The organism is Streptosporangium sp. NBC_01469 (assembly GCF_036227305.1).
Taxonomy (GTDB): domain Bacteria; phylum Actinomycetota; class Actinomycetes; order Streptosporangiales; family Streptosporangiaceae; genus Streptosporangium.
Window position 1 is genome coordinate 7,999,375 of the sequence record NZ_CP109465.1, and the last position, 18,383, is coordinate 8,017,757.

Sequence of the window (18,383 nt, forward strand, 5' to 3'; positions counted from 1 at the left end):
CCGTCCGCACCACGCGGCGACCGGCCACCCCCGCCACCGTTCACACCACGCGGCGACCGGCCACCCCGGCCACCGTCCGCACCGCGCACGTCAACCCCCCACCCCGAGGACGGCCCGCAGCACGTCGTCGTCCCGGTCGGCGGGCACGGCACGCAGGTCGAGCAGCAGACGGCCGCCCTCCACGCGGCCGACGACCGGAGGCTCCCCGGTCCGCAGCGGCACGGCGAACCGCTCGGGCAGGCTGATCGCGGCGCTCGGCAGCGTCACGCCCGGCGCCCCGCCGCCGCCCACCGCCGCCTCCCCCGGCACGGCCCTCGCGTCGACCCCGGCCTCGGCCAGCCTGCCCGCGAGCGCGGCGGCGCGCTCGCCGAGCAGTCCGACATCGGCATGCAGGGCCTGATGGACGGGGGTGGCGGGGCCGCGCAGGGTGGCCTCCAGCGCGGCCAGTGCCAGCTTGTCCACCCGGAGCGCGCGGGCCAGCGGGTGTCTCCTGCACCGCTCGACCAGGTCGCGGCGGCCCAGCAGCAGACCGGCCTGCGGGCCGCCGAGCAACTTGTCGCCACTGGCGGTGACCAGGTCGGCCCCGGCCGCCAGGGCGCTCGCCGCGTCGGGCTCGCCGGGCAGCAGCGGCTCCCGCGCGAGCAGGCCGGAGCCGATGTCGGCCACCACGGGCACGCCGAGCGCGGACAGCTCGGCGACCTCGACCGAGCCGGTGAAGCCCTCGATCAGGAAGTTCGACGGGTGGATCTTGAGGACGCACCCCGTCTCCGTCCCCACGGCCGCCCGGTAGTCGGCGTACGAGGTGCGGTTGGTGGTGCCCACCTCGCGCAGCCTGGCGCCGGTGGAGACGAGCAGGTCGGGGATGCGGAACCCGTCGCCGATCTCCACCAGCTCGCCTCGGCTGATCACGATCTCCCGCCCGGCGGCGAGCGCGGTGGCCACGAGCACGAGCGCGGCGGCGTTGTTGTTGACCACGTGCACGTCTCCCGCGGCGGGCACGGCCCGCGCGAGCGCGGCCATCGTGCCCCGTCCCCGGCGGGCGCGGGCTCCGGTGGCCAGATCGAACTCCACGTCGGCGTAGCCCGCCGCGGCGGCCGTGGCCTCCACCGCCGCGGCCGACAGCGGCGCGCGGCCCAGGTTGGTGTGGACCAGCACCCCGGTCATGTTGATCACCGGCCGCAGGCTCGCCGGGTACGGCGGGAGCGCCGCCACGGCCGCGTCCGCGACCTCCCCGGGATCGAGCCCGCCCTGCCGCGCACGCCGCTGTGCCCGCACCACGGCGTCCTTGACGACCGTCCGCCCGAGCCGCCCCGCCGCCGCGACCAGCCGCGGGTCGGCGAGGACGGCGTCGGTGCGCGGCACGAGCCTGCGTGGGTCCACTCTCCGAACATAGGCGGAGACGGACCGGAATCGAATCCGCCTGGCCGAGGACCCCGGCCAGGTCAGGCGGGTCAGGTGCCGACGTAGGCCGCGAGGTGCTCGCCGGTGAGGGTGGAGCGGGCGGCGACGAGGTCGGCGGGGGTGCCCTCGAAGACGATCCGGCCGCCGTCGTGACCGGCGCCGGGCCCGAGGTCGATGATCCAGTCGGCGTGCGCCATGACCGCCTGGTGGTGCTCGACGACGATGACCGACTTGCCGGAGTCGACGAGCCGGTCGAGCAGGCCGAGCAGTTGCTCGACGTCGGCGAGGTGGAGGCCGGCGGTCGGCTCGTCGAGGACGTAGACGCCGCCCTTCTCTGACATATGGGTGGCCAGCTTGAGCCGCTGCCGCTCGCCACCGGACAGCGTGGTGAGCGGCTGGCCGAGGCTGAGGTAGCCGAGCCCGACGTCGGCGAGCCGGGTGAGGATGGCGTGTGCGGCCGGCGTGCGCGCCTCTCCGGCGCCGAAGAACTCCCCGGCCTCGGTCACCGACATCGCGAGCACCTCGCTGATGTCGCGTCCGCCGAGGTGGTGGTCCAGTACCGACGCCTGGAACCGCTTCCCCTCGCACTCCTCGCAGGTGGTGGTGACGCCGGCCATCATCGCCAGGTCGGTGTAGACGACGCCGGCGCCGTTGCAGCCGGGGCAGGCGCCCTCGGAGTTGGCACTGAACAGCGCGGGTTTCACGCCGTTGGCCTTCGCGAACGCCTTGCGGATCGGGTCGAGCAGTCCGGTGTACGTCGCCGGGTTGCTCCGTCGCGAGCCGCGGATCGCGCCCTGGTCGATCGAGACCACACCCCCGCCGGCCGGGATCGACCCGTGCACGAGCGAGCTCTTGCCGGAGCCGGCGACGCCGGTGACGACGACGAGCACCCCGAGCGGGATGTCGACGTCGACGTCGCGCAGGTTGTGCGCCGTCGCACCGCGGATCTTCAGCGCGCCGGTGGGCGTCCGCACCGTCTTCTTGAGGGCGGCCCGGTCGTCGAAATGGTGGCCGGTGATCGTACCGCCGGTCCGCAGCCCCTCGACGGTGCCCTCGAAGCAGACGGCGCCGCCCGCCGTACCGGCGCCGGGACCGAGGTCGACGACGTGGTCGGCGATCGCGATCGTCTCCGGCTTGTGCTCCACGACGAGCACGGTGTTGCCCTTGTCCCGCAGCCGTAGCAGCAGGTTGTTCATCCGCTGGATGTCATGGGGGTGCAGGCCGACGGTGGGCTCGTCGAAGACGTAGGTGACATCGGTGAGCGAGGAGCCGAGGTGGCGGATCATCTTGACGCGCTGCGCCTCGCCGCCCGACAGCGTGCCCGCCGGCCGGTCGAGCGAGAGGTAGCCCAGCCCGATCTCCACGAACGAGTCGAGGGTCCGCGCCAGCGTGGCGAGCAGCGGCGCCACCGACGGCTCGTCGAGGTCGCGGACCCATCCGGCCAGGTCGCTGATCTGCATCGCACAGGCGTCGGCGATGTTGATCCCGCCGATCCGCGAGGAGCGGGCCGCCTCGCTGAGCCGGGTGCCGTCGCACTCGGGACAGGTGGTGAAGGTGACCGCCCGGTCCACGAACGCCCGGATGTGCGGCTGCATCGCCTCCCGGTCCTTGGACAGGAACGACTTCTGGATCTTCGGGATCAGCCCCTCGTAGGTGAGGTTGACGCCGTCGACCTTCACCTTGACCGGCTCCTTGTGAAGGAAGTCGCGGAGCTCCTTCTGGGTGTACTCGCGGATCGGCTTGTTCGGGTCGACGAAGCCCGACTCTGCGTAGACCCGCACGGTCCAGAAGCTGTCCGACTTCCAGCCGGGGATGGTGAAGGCACCCTCGGCGAGCGACTTGGAGTCGTCGTAGAGCTGGGTGAGGTCGATGTCGGTGACCGCGCCCCGGCCCTCGCAGCGCGTGCACATGCCGCCGACGCGGGTGAAGGTCGCCTTCTCGGTCTTGCGATCACCGCGTTCGACCGTGATCGCACCGCTCGCCCGGACGGTGGCGACGTTGAAGGAGAAGGCCTGCGGCGAGCCGATGTGCGGCTGCCCGAGCCGGCTGAAGACGATGCGCAGCATCGCGTTGGCGTCGGTGGCCGTGCCGACCGTGGAGCGGGGGTCGGCGCCCATCCGCTGCTGGTCGACGATGATCGCGGTCGTCAGCCCTTCGAGTACGTCGACCTCCGGCCGCCCCAGCGTCGGCATGAAACCCTGCACGAAGGCGCTGTAGGTCTCGTTGATCATCCGCTGCGACTCCGCGGCGATCGTGCCGAACACCAGGGAGCTCTTGCCCGAGCCGGAGACGCCGGTGAACACCGTCAGCCGGCGCTTCGGGATCTCGACGCTGACGTCCTTGAGGTTGTTCACGCGCGCCCCGTGTACGCGGATCAGGTCGTGGCTGTCGGCGACGTGCGGCTCGGGCGGCTGCGTGCCCGTCCTCGTGTCCGTACTCGCCGTGCTCGCCGTGTCCATCGTGTCTCCATCTGTTACGCGGGACCGCCTTCGCGGTCTCCGTCGGCGTCGTGCGCGGGCTCCTTCACGGTGCCGCCCGTACGGGTCATGGCTGCGGCGGCCGGACGGCTCAGCGCAGCTCCTGGATGCGGATCAGGTTGCCCGCGGGATCGCGGACGGCGCAGTCGCGAACGCCGTACGGCTGCTCGATCGGCTCCTGGACGATCTCGGCGCCGCCGGCCTGCATCCGCTCGAAGATGCCGTCGAGGTCGGCGGTGGCCAGGACGATGCCGGCGTAGGTGCCCTTGGCCATCATCTCGGCGATGGTGCGGCGCTCGTCGTCGGTGACGCCGGGGTCGGCGACCGGCGGCTGCAGGACGATGGACGTGCCGGGCCGGTCGGCGGGGCCGACCGTGATCCAGCGCATCCCCTCGTATCCGACGTCGTTGCGGACCTCGAAGCCGAGGAGGTCGCGGTAGAAGGCCAGGGAGGCACCCGGGTCGTCATGCGGAAGGAAACTCGCGTGAATGGTGATGTCCATGGCGGTCACGCTAGACGTGACCCGGTGACCGGCGCTTCTCGATTCCTGACCGGTCTGGTCATCTGTTTCACCACGCACGACGGCATCCCCGCCGTCGCGCCCGCCGCCCGGCGCCGGTAGACGCTGGGCGGCACCCCGACCAGCTCGGTGAAGCGGGTGCTGAAGGTGCCCAGCGACGAGCAGCCGACCGCGAAACAGACCTCGGTGACGCTGAGGTCGCCACGACGCAGCAGCGCCATCGCGCGCTCGACGCGCCGCGTCATCAGGTAGCCGTACGGTGACTCACCGTAGGCGAGCCGGAACTCGCGGCTGAGGTGCCCGGCCGACATGTGCGCGCCGCGGGCGAGCGCCTCGACGTCCAGCGGCTGCGCGTACTCCCGGTCGATCCGGTCGCGGACCCGGCGCAGCCGCGCGAGGTCGCTCAGGCGCCGCGCCGGGACGGGTCTGCTCGTCACATGCGAGATAGTACGTCGCGCCTGGGTTTCCCAGCGCCGCCGGCGTCCCACTCCGTGCCCGCTCCGTGCCCACTTCGTGCCCACTTCGTGCCCGCTCCGGCGCCTGGACCGGCGCCTGGACCGGCGCTCCCGGCTCAGGTGTTCGCCACCTGGCGGAGGCGGACGGGAATCGAACCCGCCAGGCCGAGAACCTCGGCCTCGACGATTTTGAGGACCGCGGGGGCCACCAGGCGCCCATACGCCTCCGAGGGAGAACATACCCGCGAGCGGGTACGTGCACTGGGACGGCATGCCGGACGGCGGCATGCGGATCCACCAGGGGGAATGCGGCATGGCGGAGACCACCGCGGAGCGGGGCGCCTCTCCTCAGGGGCCGGGCGCGGTGCGGCTGACCCGGTACGCCCACGGGGGCGGCTGCGCCTGCAAGATCCCGCCCGGCGAGCTGGAGGCCGTCGTCGCGGGGCTGCTGGAGGAGGCGGACGGGCCGCGCCCGCGCTTCAACGGCGAGCTGGTCATCGGGTTGGACGACGGCGACGACGCCGCCGTGGTCCGCGTCGAGGGCGGCCGGGCGATCGTGGCCACCGCGGACTTCTTCACCCCCGTGGTGGACGACCCCCGCGACTGGGGGCGGATCGCGGCGGCCAACGCCCTGTCGGACGTGTACGCGGTGGGCGGGGAGCCGCTGGTGGCGGTGAACCTGCTCGGCTGGCCCCGGGACGTACTGCCGATGGAGCTGGCCGGGGAGGTGCTGCGCGGCGGCCTGGAGGTGGCGCGGGCGGCGGGCTGCCACGTCGCGGGCGGGCACAGCGTCGACGATCCCGAGCCGAAGTACGGGATGGCCGTCACCGGGCTCGCCGATCCCGGGCGGCTGCTACGCATCGACGGCGGCCGGGCGGGCCTGCCGATCTCCCTGACCAAACCGCTCGGCGTCGGCGTGCTCAACACCCGGCACAAGGCGACCGGCGAGGTCTTCCCACAGGCGGTGGCCGCGATGACCACGCTGAACCGCGACGCCTCCCGGGCCGCGCTGGCCGCGGGCGCCGGGTGCGCCACGGACGTGACCGGGTTCGGCCTGCTCGGCCACCTCTACAAGCTGGCCAGGGCGAGCGGCGTCACGGCGGTGGTCGACGTGGCGGCCGTACCGTACCTGGCCGGGGCCCGCGAGGCCGTGCGGGACGGCTACGTCAGCGGCGGCACCGGCCGCAACCTGGCGTGGGTGGTGCCGCACCTGGACCCGGGCCGTTTCGGCGAGGAGGACCTGCTGCTGCTCGCCGACGCCCAGACCTCCGGCGGCCTGCTCGTGGCGGGCGAGATCCCCGGCGCACCGGTCGTCGGCGAGCTCGTCCCCCGCGAGGGCCCGCCCCTGCGGCTGCGCTGACCCACCCGGCCCGGCCCGGACGCGACCCGACCCGACCCGACCCAAGCCAGACCTGACCGGGCCTGACCGGGTCGGGCCAGGCCGGGCCAGGCCCGGCCGGGGCAGGCCGGGGCAGGCCGAACCCGAGCCAGGCCCCGGATCAGCCCGGATGGACCAGCCCGGACCGAGCCGGTCCGGGCCCGGGCACGCCGGTCCGGGCGACGAAGTGGCCGCTACGCGACGAACCGGTGACTCGGCTCGCCGCGCAACCGCCCCTCCGGCAGCTTCCGGCCGCACAGGACCAGGATGAGATCCTGCGCGGCTCCGTACATCGGCGTCCCGTCCCCGATGGACCAGTCGAGGTCGTCGGCGCGCAGTTCGATTCCCCGGATGTCGACCCCGAAGAACTTGAGGCTCTTCGACGCCTCGAAGCCCCCCAGGACGATGCGCAGCCGGTCCTCGGGGACGCGCCGGTCGAGGCCCAGGGGCACGGTGAAGTCCAGGCCGTGGATCACCTCGTGGGTCAGCGCGCCCTCGAACCCGCCCCCCGGCGGCTTCCACGCGTAGTCCGCGTTGTCCCTGAGCAGCGCGGCGAGTTCGCCGGACGACAGGGATGCCGCGTCGCGCCGGGCGCTCCGGTCGGCCATCCTGTTGAAGTTCCCCCGCGCCCTGAGCATTCCGATCATGAAGCGCGCGGCCGAGTAGTGGAACGGCATCGTCATGTGGGCCACGACCTCCCGTACCCGCCATCCGGCGCACAGGGTCGGCTCGTCCCACGTCCGCCCCGGCAGGCCGGTGAGCACGTCCGCCAGGTCGCGGCGCTCGGCGGCGATCGCCCTCCTGACCTCGGCCTCCGTGGCCCCCGTCATCGCCGCTCCCCCGATCGCGTGAGCCCGGCGGCCCACTCCCCCGGCCGCCGGATCCCATCGCCCGCCGGTTTTCCCGGCGGGCGGACCGACCGGCCGCTGAACACTCCGATCGCGAAGACCGTCGGCGGGTCGTCGCCCGGCCGGCCGGAGGCGACGGCGATGCCGTCGCGCGGAGTCGCCGCGTCCCTTGGTATGTCCATCGGTGTCCTCTTTTCCAGGTTCCCGGGAGTTCCGGGAAGGTGTTCGCCCTACCGACGAACGAACCTGGCGCCAACGGACACCCTGGGACTACGAACCGGCCACCTCGGCGAGCCGGCGGCCGAGGTAGCGGCGTTCGGTGTCGGTCGCCGCCAGCTTCAGCGCCTCGCGGTAGGCGGCCTCGGCCTCCGCGGCGCGGCCCAGGCGGCGCAGCAGATCGGCCCGGGTCGCGGGCAGCAGGTGGTATCCGGCCAGCGCCCCCGACTCCCGCAACGCCTCCACCAGTTCCAGTCCCGCGGCCGGTCCCGCGGCCATCCCCACCGCCACCGCCCGGTTCAGCTCCACCACCGGAGACGGCGTGAACCGCGCGAGTTGCCCGTACAGCGCGGCGATCTGCGCCCAGTCGGTGCCGGCCGCGTCGGTCGCGGTGGCGTGGCAGGCGGCGATGGCGGCCTGCACCTGGTACGGGCCCGGGTGGCCGCGCCGCAGGGCGCGGCCGAGCAGCGCCTCGCCCTCGGTGATCGCGGCGGTGTCCCACAGGCCGCGGTCCTGCTCCTCCAGGGTCACCAGGTCACCGGCCGCGTCGAGCCGGGTGGCGCTGCGGGCGTCGTGCAGCAGCATCAGCGCCAGCAGCCCCGCCGCCTCGGGTTCGTCGGGCATCAGCCGGGTCAGGACGCGGGCCAGCCGGATCGCCTCGGCGCTGAGGTCGGGCCGCAGCAGGTCGGCGCCCGCCGTGGCCGAGTATCCCTCGCCGAACAGCAGGTACAGCACGGCCAGCACGGCGGGCACGCGCTCCGGCAGCAGGTGCTCGGGCGGCACCCGGTACGGGATCCCGGCATGCCGGATCTTCAGCTTGGCCCGGAGCAGGCGCTTGGACATCGTCTGCTCGCCGACCAGGAACGCCCTGGCGATCTCCGCGGTGGTCAGCCCCGCCAGGGTGCGCAGGGTGAGCGCGACCCGAGCCTCCAAGGCCAGCGCCGGGTGGCAGCAGGTGAACATCAGCCGCAGCCGGTCGTCCGGCACGCCGCCGCCGTCCTCCGGCTCGGGTTCGTACGACATGGCGGCCACCTCCCGCAGCTTGGCGGCGCCGACCGCTTCGCGGCGCAGCCTGTCCACGGCGCGGTTGCGCGCGACCGTGGTGAGCCACGCACCGGGCCTGCGCGGAACCCCGTCCTCGGCCCAGCGCCGCAGGGCCAGCGCGAAGGCGTCCTGCGCGCACTCCTCGGCGAGGTCCCAGTCGGCGGTGATCCGGATCAGGGTCGCCACGACCTGACCCCACTCGTCCCGGAACGCCTGGGCGACCGCCGCCTCGACCTCCGTCGTCATGCCGGCCGGGCCGGTCGTACCGGCCGGGTCGGTCGTAGCGGCTGGGTCAGTTGTACCGTTCGGGTCGGTCGTACCGGCCTGGTCCTCCCCGGTCACGACGGCAGGAGCGGCCGGATCTCGATCGAACCGTAACCTGAGGCCGGGTGCTTCGAGGCGATCTCGATGGCCTCGTCGAGATCGGCGCACTCGATCATGCAGAACCCGCCCACCTGCTCCCTGGTCTCGGCGAACGGGCCGTCGGAGAGCAGGACCGCGTCGTCGCGTACCCGCACGGTCGTGGCGTCGGCCGGTGGCCGCAGCCCGGCGCCGCCCCGCAGCACCCCGCGACGTCCCATCTCCTCGGTCCACCCGCCGCAACCGTCCATGGCATGGGCCTCCGCGGTCTCGTCACCGCAGATCAGCAGCATGTACTTCATGGCCCCGATGGTAGACGGTCATGGTCTCGCCAAGTGGCCGTCAAGCCCCCAGCTCAGGGGCCTTGGCGGCCTCCAGGCGCTCCCGCTGCGGCACCACCGTGTACTTCGGGTCGGCGGCCGAGGCCCTGCCCGCGGCCAGGACGCCGAAGCGGGTGCAGAGAGCACCGGCGGTGAGGGCGAGACCGGACAGCGCGCCGAGGGCACGGCCGCGCCCGGCGACCGTGGCGAGCAGGGCGCCGCCCACCGTGAGGGCGCGGGCCGTCCGCATCAGACGGCCTGACCTGCCCAGCCGGTACGACTCGCCGACCAGGCCGAGCCGGTGCTCCATCACCGCGCCCGCGACCGTCTCGACGGCGGCGCCCAGCACGGCGGCGGCGCGGGCCGGGCCCGCCTCGCGGCGCGGAGTGGCCAGCATGGCCACGGCGCCCGCGCTCGCCAGCGCGCTCCCGGCGAACAGGAACGGCAGCTCACGGTGGGCCTCGTGCCAGGCGGGCACGGCGGTGTCGGCGACGAGCACGGCGGTGTAGGTCGACATCAGCGGCCCGGTCAGCACCGCCGCCAGGGCGGCCGCGTCACCGGCCGCAGGCAGAATCCGGGCGATCCGGGCGATCCGGGCGATCCAGCAGGGAAGAGCCACAGCGATTTTGGCGTGCGGGACGGGGACGGTTCGCGCGGCCCGGACGGCGGACGAGGCCATGATCCTCGCGGGTGGAAAGCCGGTGATCCCCGGGCCGTGCGGGACGGCGACGGCGGAGACGGCCGCGAGGGTCGTCAGACCGCTGTGGGCCGCGAGGAGCCAGGAGCCGACGCTCATCGGCGAGGTGGGCTTGAACACGCGCAGCATGTTGAGGAAACGCTCCGGCCTGCCGAGCTCGGCGACCAGGAAACCGGCCCCGGCCGCGGCGCCGGCGGCCGCGGTGACCCTGGCGGTGAGCGCGAGCCGGTCTCGCCCGGTGAGCGTCGCCACGGCGGAGATCACCGACGCGGCACCGGACGTTCCGCCCAGGTAGAGGTAGAGCGGCATGTGGGGTTCGTGCCAGATCGGGGATTTGATGATCGGCTGCCCGTAGTAGGAGCGGAACTCGGCCTCGGGCACCATCATCTCCTCGCCGCGCCTCACCGCGACCACCCCCGTCCTCTCCACGGACGTCCACGACCGCCCACGCGGCCCCCGAACAGGCGTGCCACCGCTGCCTCCCCGTCCCGGGCGACAACACCCCGACCGCGAGGAAACCCGTACGAGCGCATCACCGCCCCCTCCCCACCTCCCGCGACAACACCCCGACCGCGAGGAAACCCGTATGAGCGCATCACCGGATCCTCCCCCCGTCCAGGAAGGACACCGCCACCACCCCGACCATGGAGAGCGCCGCCCCCGCCGCCCAGCGCCACATGGCGGGCAGGTCCCTCGTGGTGACCACCGGGTCGGGCGGCAGGCCGTACACCTCGGGCTCGTCGAGCAGCAGGAAGAAGGCCCCGTCCCCGCCCACGCCGTCGCCGGGGTCCGCCCCGTACAGGCGGGCCTCCGGCCTGCCCTCGCCGTGCAGCAGCTCCACCCTTTCCCGGGCGCGGGCCCGCAACTCGTCCAGCGGCCCGAACTGGATGGAGTCGGTGGGACAGGCCTTGGCGCAGGCCGGTTCCAGCCCGCCGAGCTGGCGGTCGTAGCACATGGTGCACTTGAACGCCCGGCCGTCGCGCTCCCTGCGGTCGATCACGCCGTACGGGCAGGCGGGCACGCAGTAGCCGCAGCCGTTGCAGACGTCGGCCTGCACCACCACCGTGCCGAACTCGGTGCGGAACAGCGCCCCGGTCGGGCAGACGTCCAGGCAGGCGGCGTGCGTGCAGTGCTTGCACACGTCCGACGACATCAGCCATCCCTCGACGCCCTCCTGACCGCTCCCGCCGCCCGGCTGCTCGATGAAGGCCACGTGGCGCCAGGTGTCGGCCCCCAGGCTCCCCGTGTTGTCGTACGAGGTGGCCCGGAAGACGAACCCGTCGTCGGGAACGTCGTTCCACTCCTTGCAGGCGACCTCGCAGGCCTTGCACCCGATGCAGATGCTCGTGTCGGTGAAGAACCCCATCCGCTCAGCCATCGCGGTACTCCTCGATCAGGTCGAGCAGCGCCCTGCCCGTGGGGCGCCTTCCGGGTCGCAGGTCGCAGGTCATGGCCTTGCCCTCCTGGATGTAGACGTTCGGGTCGAGCACGATGGGCAGCAGGTCGTTGACGGCGTCGCCGGTCACCAGGCCGCCGCTGCCCCAGCCCCAGTGGTAGGGGAGGCCGATCTGGTGGATCGTCCTGCCTTGCAGGCGCAGCGGGCGGACGCGCCCGGTCACCAGGACGCGGGCCTCGATCGCGGAGCGGGACGTCACGATCGTCGCCCAGCCGCCGTTGACGAGTCCCAGCTCGGCGGCGAGCTCCGTCGACACCTCGCAGAACAGTTCCGGCTGCAGCTCGGCGAGGTAGGCCAGCGGGCGGCTCATGCCTCCGGCGGTGTGGTGCTCGGTGAGCCGGTAGGTCGTGAGCACGTACGGGAAGCGCGGCGAGCCCGGCGGGTTGTAGGGGCTCTCGGGACGCCGGTAGATCCGGCGCGCCGGGTTGGCCCGCTGCCCGTACAGCGTGTTGCGCACCGGCGACTCGTGCGGCTCGTAGTGGGCGGGCAGCGGCCCGTCCGCCAGGCCCGCCGGGGCGAACAGCCAGCCCTTGCCGTCGGGCTGCATGATGAACGGGTCGGTCCCGGCCAGCGCGGCCTCGGCCAGGGCGCCCTCGGGCGGCAGGTAGCCGGGCGGTTTGTCCCTCTCGCAGTCCGGCACGTCGAGACCGGTCCACTCCCCCTTCTCTCCCTTGTCAGGGTCCCACCACACGTAGGCCTTGCGCTCGCTCCACGGGCGGCCCTCGGGGTCGGCGGAGGCCCGGTTGTAGAGGATGCGCCGGTTCGCGGGCCAGGCCCAGCCCCACTCGGGCGCGACCCTGCTCTGCTCGCCCCCGGGCCTGCGCCGGGCCGCCTGGTTGACCTCGTCGGCGTGGACCCCGCAGTAGATCCAGCAGCCGCACCGGGTGGAGCCGTCGGGCTTGAGCTCGGTGTACGCCGACAGGGTCCGCCCGTCGGGGCCGGTACCGTTGATCTCGCGCAGCACGGCCCGCGCCGACGGGTCGGCGTGCTCGCCCTCCTCGGGGTAGTCCCAGGTCAGCTCGCGGACCGGCCGGTCGATCTCGTCGTCGGTCATCCGCTCCCTGATCCGCTTGCCGAGGTGGTAGTAGAACGACAGGTCGCTGCGGCAGTCGCCCGGCGGTTCCAGCGCCTTCTCCCGCCACTGCAGCAGCCGCTGGGTGTTGGTGAAGGTGCCGTCCTTCTCCACGTGGCTCGCGGCGGGCAGGAAGAACACCTCGGTGGCGATGTCCTCGGTGCGCGTCTCCCCGGTTTCGAGCTCGGGGCCGTCCTTCCAGAACGTGGCCGTCTCCACCAGCGTCAGGTCGCGCACCACCAGCCAGTCGAGGTTGGCCAGGCCCCGGCGTTGCGCCCGGCCGCCCGAGGAGCCGACCGCCGGGTTCTCACCCACCACGAAGTAACCCTTGACGGTGCCGTCGATCTGTCCCATCACGGTGGTGAAATGGCCGTGGTCGCCGGTCAGGCGGGGCAGGTGGTCGAAGCGGAAGTCGTTCTCCTCGGTGGCGGCGTCGCCCCACCACGCCTTGAGCAGGCTCACCATGTAGCAGCGCTTCCTGCCCCAGAAGCCGGTGTCGGCCCCGGCCTTGGCCAGGTAGTCGTCGAGTCCCTCGTGCCGGTGGGCGTGCGGCATCGGCAGGTATCCCGGCAGGAGGTTGAACAGGGTGGGGATGTCGGTGGAGCCCTGGATGCTGGCGTGGCCGCGCAGCGCGAGGATGCCGCCGCCGGGGCGGCCGATGTTGCCCAGCAGCAACTGCAGGATCGAGGCCGTGCGGATGTACTGCGCGCCCACGGTGTGCTGGGTCCAGCCGACCGCGTACACCCAGGCGGTGGTGCGCTCCCTGCCCGAGTTCGCGGTGATCGCCTCGGCCAGTTCGGCGAAGCTCTCCGGGGGGATGCCGCACAGTTCCGACACCATCTGCGGGGTGTAGCGGGCGAAGTGCCGCCGCAGGATCTGGTAGACGCAGCGCGGGTGGCGCAGCGTCGGGTCGGCGGGCGGCCTCGACGGCGCGGCGGCACCGCCGGAGCCGTACTGCTCGGGGCCCGCCGCCTCGGCGTGGTGGAGTCCGCCCTCCAGGTGCTCGCCCGCGACGCGTCCCGTTCCCTCGTACGACCAGCTCGACGGGTCGTAGGCGCGCGTCTCCGGGTCGAAGCCGGAGAACAGTCCGTCCAGGTCCTCGGTGTCCCTGAAGTCCTCGGAGACGATCGCCGAGGCGTTGGTGTAGGCCACCACGTACTCGCGGAAGTCCAGCTCGTTGACGAGCACGTGATTGATCAGCGCGCCGAGCAGGACGATGTCGCTTCCCGCCCGGATCGGCAGGTGGCGGTCGGCGATCGCGCTGGTGCGGGTGAAGCGCGGGTCGATGTGGAACACCTTCGCCCCGCGCGCCCTGGCCTCCACCACCCACTGGAATCCCACCGGGTGGCATTCGGCCATGTTGGAGCCCTGGATGACGATGCAGTCAGACTCGGCCAGGTCCTGCTGGAAGTCCGTGGCACCGCCACGCCCGAAGCTGGTCCCCAGACCGGGGACGGTGGAGGAGTGTCAAATGCGGGCCTGGTTCTCCACCTGGATCGCGCCGAGGGCGGTGTAGAGCTTCTTCATCAGGTAGTTCTCTTCGTTGTCCAGCGTCGCCCCGCCCAGGCTCGCGATGCCCATGGTGCGCCGGACCGTCCTGCCCTCGTGCTCCTGCTGCCAGGTCTCCCGCCGGGTCCGCACCACCCGGTCGGCGATCATGTCCATCGCCGTCTCCAGGTCGAGCGGCTCCCAGTCGGTGCCGTGCGGCCGCCGGTAAAGAACGCGCGTCTGCCGGCCGGGGTGGGTGACGAGCTGCTTGCTCGCCGATCCCTTGGGACAGAGGCGCCCACGCGAGATGGGCGAGTCGGGGTCGCCCTCGATCTGGGTGACCCGGCCGTCCTTGACGTAGACCAGCTGGCCGCAGCCGACCGCGCAGTACGGGCAGATCGACCGCGCGACGCTGTCGGCCTCCTCGGTGCGGGGCCGCAGCGCGTCGGTGCGCGCCGAGCGCGCGGCGTCGCCCCTGGCGTCCTCTCCCCTGAGCTGCCGGACCACCGGCCAGCGGGAGATCCTTCTCCCCCACGTCACGTTCCGGGCCCTACCCCGGCCCCACCCCCGCCAACCACCTCCCCCGGCACGCCCGCCCCGGCCTGGCCCGCCCCGGAATCCGAGTCGCGGCGCCCCGGCGATGTCGTACGCGCCGGGGCCGGGCGTGATCGTCGCGGTCACCTTCGCCTACGGAACCCGGTGTGGGATGCCGGTAAATTTGTACTATTAGGCGTGAAACTGCTGTGGCCGTTGACCGGCCGGTCGGAGGAGCTGCGTTCGGTCGAGAACACGGTCTTCAGCCGGGACGAGCCCCGGGGCGTGGCGCTGGCGGGGGCCGCCGGGGTGGGAAAGACCAGGCTGGCCCGCGAGACCCTGAGCAGGGCCGGGAAACGAGGTCTGACCACGTTCTGGATCGTGGCGACCGGCTCGTCCAGAGGGCTTCCGCTCGGCGCGTTCGCGCCGCTGGTGGGAGCGGTCAGTGGCACTCCCGCCCAGGTGATCCGGCAGGCGGCCGACGCCCTGACTCCCCGTACCCCCGCGGGGGTGATGATCGGGGTGGACGACGCCCACTTGCTCGACGACATGTCCGCGATCCTGATGCACCACCTGGTGATGCGGCGGATGGCCACCGCGGTCGTCACAGTGCGCACGGGAGAGCCGGTGCCGGACGCGGTACGCGCGCTGTGGAAGGACGGGCACCTGGAGCGGATGACGGTGCGCCCCCTGTCGAAGACGGAGACCGGCACCCTGCTGGAGACGGTGTTGGGCGGGCCGGTCGACCAGCTCGCCGGTGGCCGCGTCTGGGCGGCCACCCGCGGCAACACGCTGTTCCTGCGGGAGCTCGTCATCGGGGAGGTCGACGCCGGCCGGCTGCACCGGGTGGGCGGGGTCTGGCGCTGGGCGGGGGCACCCGAGCTGTCGCCTGCGCTGACGGAGCTGGTGGAGGCCCGGATGGGCCGGCTGCCCGAACCCCTGCGCGCCGTCGTCGAGTTCCTCGCCCTCGGCGAGCCGCTGGGCACCCCCCTGCTCGGCCGGCTCACCTCCCCGGAGGCGGTGGAGGAGGCGGAGACCCGCGGTCTGGTGCAGGTGGAACACGACGGGCGGAGGCTGCAGGCCCGGCTGGCCCACCCGTTGTACGGCGAGGTGCGACGCGCCGGTATGCGAACGCTGCGGGCCCGCAGGCTGCGAGGTGAGATCGCGACAGCGCTGGCCGGTACCGGCGGGCGCCGCGCGAACGACACCCTCCGCCGCGCCGTGCTCGCCGTGGACTCCGACCTCACCGCGGATCCCGCGCTGCTCGTCGAGGGCGCGGGGCACGCGGCGCGGTTCTACGACCTCATGCTGGCCGAGCGGCTCGGCCGGGCGGCGGTGCCCGCTGGAGGCGGTTACCGGGCACAGCTGCTGGTCGCGTCGGCGCTCATCGGCCTGACCCGCTTCCACGAGGCCGACGTGGAACTGGCCGTGCTCAGGACGCTGGCCACGACCGAGGATGAGCGGATCAGGGCTGTCCTGCACCAGGTGATCAACCTGGCGTGGATGACCGCCCAGCCGGTAGAGGCGATGGAGATCCTGGCCGAGACCGAGGGGGGTGTGGCCGACGAGGCGGCCCGGCTACGGCTCGCCGGGCTGCGCGCGGCCCTGGAGTCGACCCTCGCCCGGCCGGAGGTGGCGGTCACCCTGGCGACGGCCGTGCTGGCCTCCCCGGAACCGCCCGGGGAGGCCGTCGTCCTGGCGAGCTACGGGCTCACCATCGCGCTGGGCGTGCTCGGGCGGGCCGACGAGATCGGCGCGGTCGCCGCCCAGGGCTTCGCGGCGGCGTCCCGCTCGGCGGAGGTGGCGTACTTCCGGATCCCACTGGCCGCCATGCAGGTGCTGGGGCTCAAGGCGGCGGGCTATCTGCGGGAGGCGGCGGAGGTCGCCCATGAGTGCAGGGCCGAGAACAGCGAGGCCGCGTTCTCGTCGGAGGTCACCGGCGTCCTGGTGGGCGTGGTGGAGCTGGACCGGGGACGGGTGGCCGGCTCGCTGCGGTGGCTTCGCGAGGCCCGCGCCGCCATGGCCGCCTACGGGCAGGCCGGTGGATGGATGCACGGCTGCCTGATCGGCCTCACCCGCGCGCTGGCGATCTCCGGCGACGTCGCCGCGGCCAGGCAGGCGCTGGCGGACCTTCTCGCGCAACGGCATCCGACCCTTCTGTTCATGGAACCGGAGATAGGACTGGCCCGCGCCTGGATAGCCGCCGCCGAAGGCGCGGTCAGCGGCGCCGTCGCCCTCGCCCACGAGGCGGCGGCCCTCGCGGCTGGCCGCGACCAGCCCGCCCACGAGGTGCTCGCACTGCACACCGCGGTCTGCTTCGGCGATCGCACCGTCGCCGGGCGCCTGGCGAAGCTGGCCGACCGGGTGGACGGCCCTCGCGCCCCCGCCGCCGCCGCGCACGCCGCGGCGCTGGCCGCGGACGACGGCCACGCGCTGCACGAGGCGTCCCTGCTCCTCGAACAGATGGGGGATCTCCTGTCAGCGGCCGACGCGGAGGCGCAGGCCGTGCTCGTCCACACCCGCCATGGCCGGCGCGGCGCGGCCCTCGCCTCCGCGGCCCGGTCCCACCGGCTCGCCCTGGCCTGCGAGGGCGCCCGCACCCCGGCGCTGGCGGTGGCCGCCCGACCGTTGCCGCTCACCCCCCGTGAGCGTGAGATCGCCACCCTGGCCGACCAGGGCCTGTCCAACCGGGACATCGCCGAACGGCTGGTCGTGTCCGTGCGAACCATCGAGAACCACCTCTACCGGATCAACATCAAGCTCGGCACCACCAACCGCTCGGAGTTCGGGGCGTTTCTCCGCGACAGCTGAACGGCGCGGGAGCCCGCCGGCCCATCGGGTCGTTCATCGGGCCGAGACCGGCGAGGAGCGGCCGGGCATGACGCCGTCCTCGTCGGTGAACTCGACGTCGTCGACGAGCACTCCGGCCAACGGCGCCGGGGCCGGTTTTACAGTGGCTTTCACCTGTTGGCGGCGGGCCCGAAGACCGTGAGCGGTGACCGGCGACGGCGCGTGGCCCGGCTTTGCCGTGGCTTTCACCGGCCGGTCCTACCGTGTGCTGGTGACGTCTTTTCACCGGTACCTCGCGGAGGAGGTCGCGGTCGACCACGCCGAAGGGCTCATCCCCCGGCGTGAGGCGCTGCACCGCCTGACCCTTCTCGGGCTGGCGGCACCCGCCGCCGGCGCACTGCTCGCGGCCCGGGGAACCGGCCGGGGGAACGCGACCACCCCGGCCGGCCCGGGAGCCGGTACGCCGTCCGCCTCGGCGACGTCCGGCGCGGCGTCCGGTACGGCGGCGTCCGGTACGCCACCGGACGGGGCCCCACCCGCGGGCCCCCCGCCCCTTTCGACCGAGGAGATCATCTTTCCCGGCGCCGAGAGCGGCGTCACCCTCCGGGGCGCCTGGGCGGCGCCCGCGGATCCGCGGGGCGCGGTGCTGGTCATCCACGAGAACCGCGGGCTCACCGACCACATCCGGTCGGTGGCCGGGCGCCTGGCGGCCGACGGCTACTGCGCGCTCGCCGTCGACCTGCTCTCCCGCGAGGGCGGGACCGCCTCCTTCGAGGACCCGGCGCAGGCCACCGCGACACTGGGACGCCTCTCCCCCGAGCGCTTCGTCTCGGACATGAAGGCCGCCCTGGGCGAGCTGGAGCGAGGCGCCCCCGGCAAGAGGCTCGGCGTCGCCGGTTTCTGCTTCGGCGGCGCCATGACCTGGCTGCTGCTCTCCTCGGACGAGCCGCGCCTGTCGGCGGCCGTCCCGTTCTACGGCCCGCTGCCCGACGACGCCGACCTCTCCGGGTCGAGGGCCGCCGTCCTCGCGATCTACGCCGAGCGGGACGACCGGGTCAACGCCACCCGCGACCAGGCCAGGACCGCTCTGGAGAGGGCGGGTCTGGAGCACGAGATCGTGACGTTTCCCGGCGTCAACCACGCCTTCTTCAACGACACCGGCCCGCGGTACGACGCCGGCGCCGCCGCCGAGGCCTACCGGCGCGTCCTGGACTGGTTCGGCCGCCACCTGGGCTGACTGTCCCGTCGCCCGCCGCCGACGACCGGCGACAGGCGCCGTGGGGTCGGCGGTCGCCCGCTCCCGCCGCCACCCGGCCCGAGCGTCTTG

General features: G+C 73.5%; 14 protein-coding genes and 1 tRNA gene. 3 read left to right on the top strand and 12 right to left on the bottom strand.

The features are described 5' to 3' along the window. Positions 1-90: 90 nt before the first annotated feature. The 5 genes from selA to OG587_RS34810 form a co-directional block, all read right to left on the bottom strand. The gene (gene selA, locus OG587_RS34790; protein WP_329082900.1) at positions 91-1,380 is read right to left on the bottom strand and encodes an L-seryl-tRNA(Sec) selenium transferase; all 1,290 of its coding nucleotides are present in this window, start codon (positions 1,378-1,380) and stop codon (positions 91-93) included. A gap of 71 nt (positions 1,381-1,451) precedes the next feature. Further along, positions 1,452-3,860: an excinuclease ABC subunit UvrA gene (locus OG587_RS34795; RefSeq protein WP_329082902.1), complete on the bottom strand. Its 2,409-nt coding sequence runs from the start codon at positions 3,858-3,860 to the stop codon at positions 1,452-1,454. Positions 3,861-3,969: 109 nt separating this feature from the next. Further along, positions 3,970-4,380: a VOC family protein gene (locus tag OG587_RS34800; RefSeq protein WP_329082904.1), complete on the bottom strand. Its 411-nt coding sequence runs from the start codon at positions 4,378-4,380 to the stop codon at positions 3,970-3,972. A 5-nt stretch (positions 4,381-4,385) separates the two neighbouring features. Then, positions 4,386-4,844 carry a helix-turn-helix transcriptional regulator gene (locus tag OG587_RS34805; RefSeq protein ID WP_443075643.1) on the bottom strand — a complete coding sequence of 153 codons (459 nt, stop codon included), beginning with the start codon at positions 4,842-4,844 and terminating at the stop codon, positions 4,386-4,388. Positions 4,845-4,985: 141 nt separating this feature from the next. After that, positions 4,986-5,081: transfer RNA gene (locus tag OG587_RS34810), tRNA-Sec, on the bottom strand. Between the two features lie 85 nt (positions 5,082-5,166). Here OG587_RS34810 and selD point away from each other — a divergent pair. Continuing rightward, complete coding sequence (gene selD, locus OG587_RS34815; RefSeq protein WP_329082908.1) at positions 5,167-6,213, top strand: selenide, water dikinase SelD; 1,047 nt, start codon at positions 5,167-5,169, stop codon at positions 6,211-6,213. A 212-nt stretch (positions 6,214-6,425) separates the two neighbouring features. Here the strand turns inward: selD and OG587_RS34820 are convergent, their stop codons facing one another. The 7 genes from OG587_RS34820 to fdh all read right to left on the bottom strand — a co-directional run bounded on the left by OG587_RS34820 (position 6,426) and on the right by fdh (position 14,272). After that, positions 6,426-7,061 (bottom strand): maleylpyruvate isomerase family mycothiol-dependent enzyme, encoded by a 636-nt coding sequence (locus OG587_RS34820; protein ID WP_329082910.1) that lies wholly within the window; start codon positions 7,059-7,061, stop codon positions 6,426-6,428. Next, positions 7,058-7,261 (bottom strand): hypothetical protein, encoded by a 204-nt coding sequence (locus OG587_RS34825; protein WP_329082912.1) that lies wholly within the window; start codon positions 7,259-7,261, stop codon positions 7,058-7,060. Before OG587_RS34825 ends, OG587_RS34820 begins: the two co-directional genes overlap by 4 nt. An 88-nt stretch (positions 7,262-7,349) precedes the next feature. After that, entirely contained in the window at positions 7,350-8,681 is a 1,332-nt protein-coding gene (locus tag OG587_RS34830) for an RNA polymerase sigma factor (protein ID WP_329082914.1), read from the bottom strand. Next, on the bottom strand, positions 8,678-9,001 hold the full coding sequence (locus OG587_RS34835; RefSeq protein WP_329082915.1) for a YciI family protein: 324 nt from the start codon (positions 8,999-9,001) through the stop codon (positions 8,678-8,680). The genes OG587_RS34830 and OG587_RS34835 overlap by 4 nt, the downstream gene beginning before the upstream one ends. 40 nt (positions 9,002-9,041) lie before the next feature. Beyond that, a complete protein-coding gene (gene nrfD / locus OG587_RS34840; RefSeq protein WP_329082917.1) occupies positions 9,042-10,145 on the bottom strand; it encodes an NrfD/PsrC family molybdoenzyme membrane anchor subunit in 1,104 nt (367 codons plus the stop codon). A 166-nt stretch (positions 10,146-10,311) separates the two neighbouring features. After that, the gene (locus OG587_RS34845; RefSeq protein WP_329082918.1) at positions 10,312-11,094 is read right to left on the bottom strand and encodes a 4Fe-4S dicluster domain-containing protein; all 783 of its coding nucleotides are present in this window, start codon (positions 11,092-11,094) and stop codon (positions 10,312-10,314) included. Continuing rightward, positions 11,087-14,272: a formate dehydrogenase gene (fdh, locus tag OG587_RS34850; protein WP_329082920.1), complete on the bottom strand. Its 3,186-nt coding sequence runs from the start codon at positions 14,270-14,272 to the stop codon at positions 11,087-11,089. Before fdh ends, OG587_RS34845 begins: the two co-directional genes overlap by 8 nt. 192 nt (positions 14,273-14,464) lie before the next feature. Here fdh and OG587_RS34855 point away from each other — a divergent pair, with 192 nt between their 5' ends. Further along, the gene (locus OG587_RS34855) at positions 14,465-17,077 is read left to right on the top strand and encodes a helix-turn-helix transcriptional regulator (protein ID WP_329082922.1); all 2,613 of its coding nucleotides are present in this window, start codon (positions 14,465-14,467) and stop codon (positions 17,075-17,077) included. A gap of 250 nt (positions 17,078-17,327) precedes the next feature. Then, positions 17,328-18,293, top strand: a complete 966-nt coding sequence (locus OG587_RS34860; RefSeq protein ID WP_329082924.1) for a dienelactone hydrolase family protein — start codon at positions 17,328-17,330, stop codon at positions 18,291-18,293. Positions 18,294-18,383: the final 90 nt, after the last annotated feature.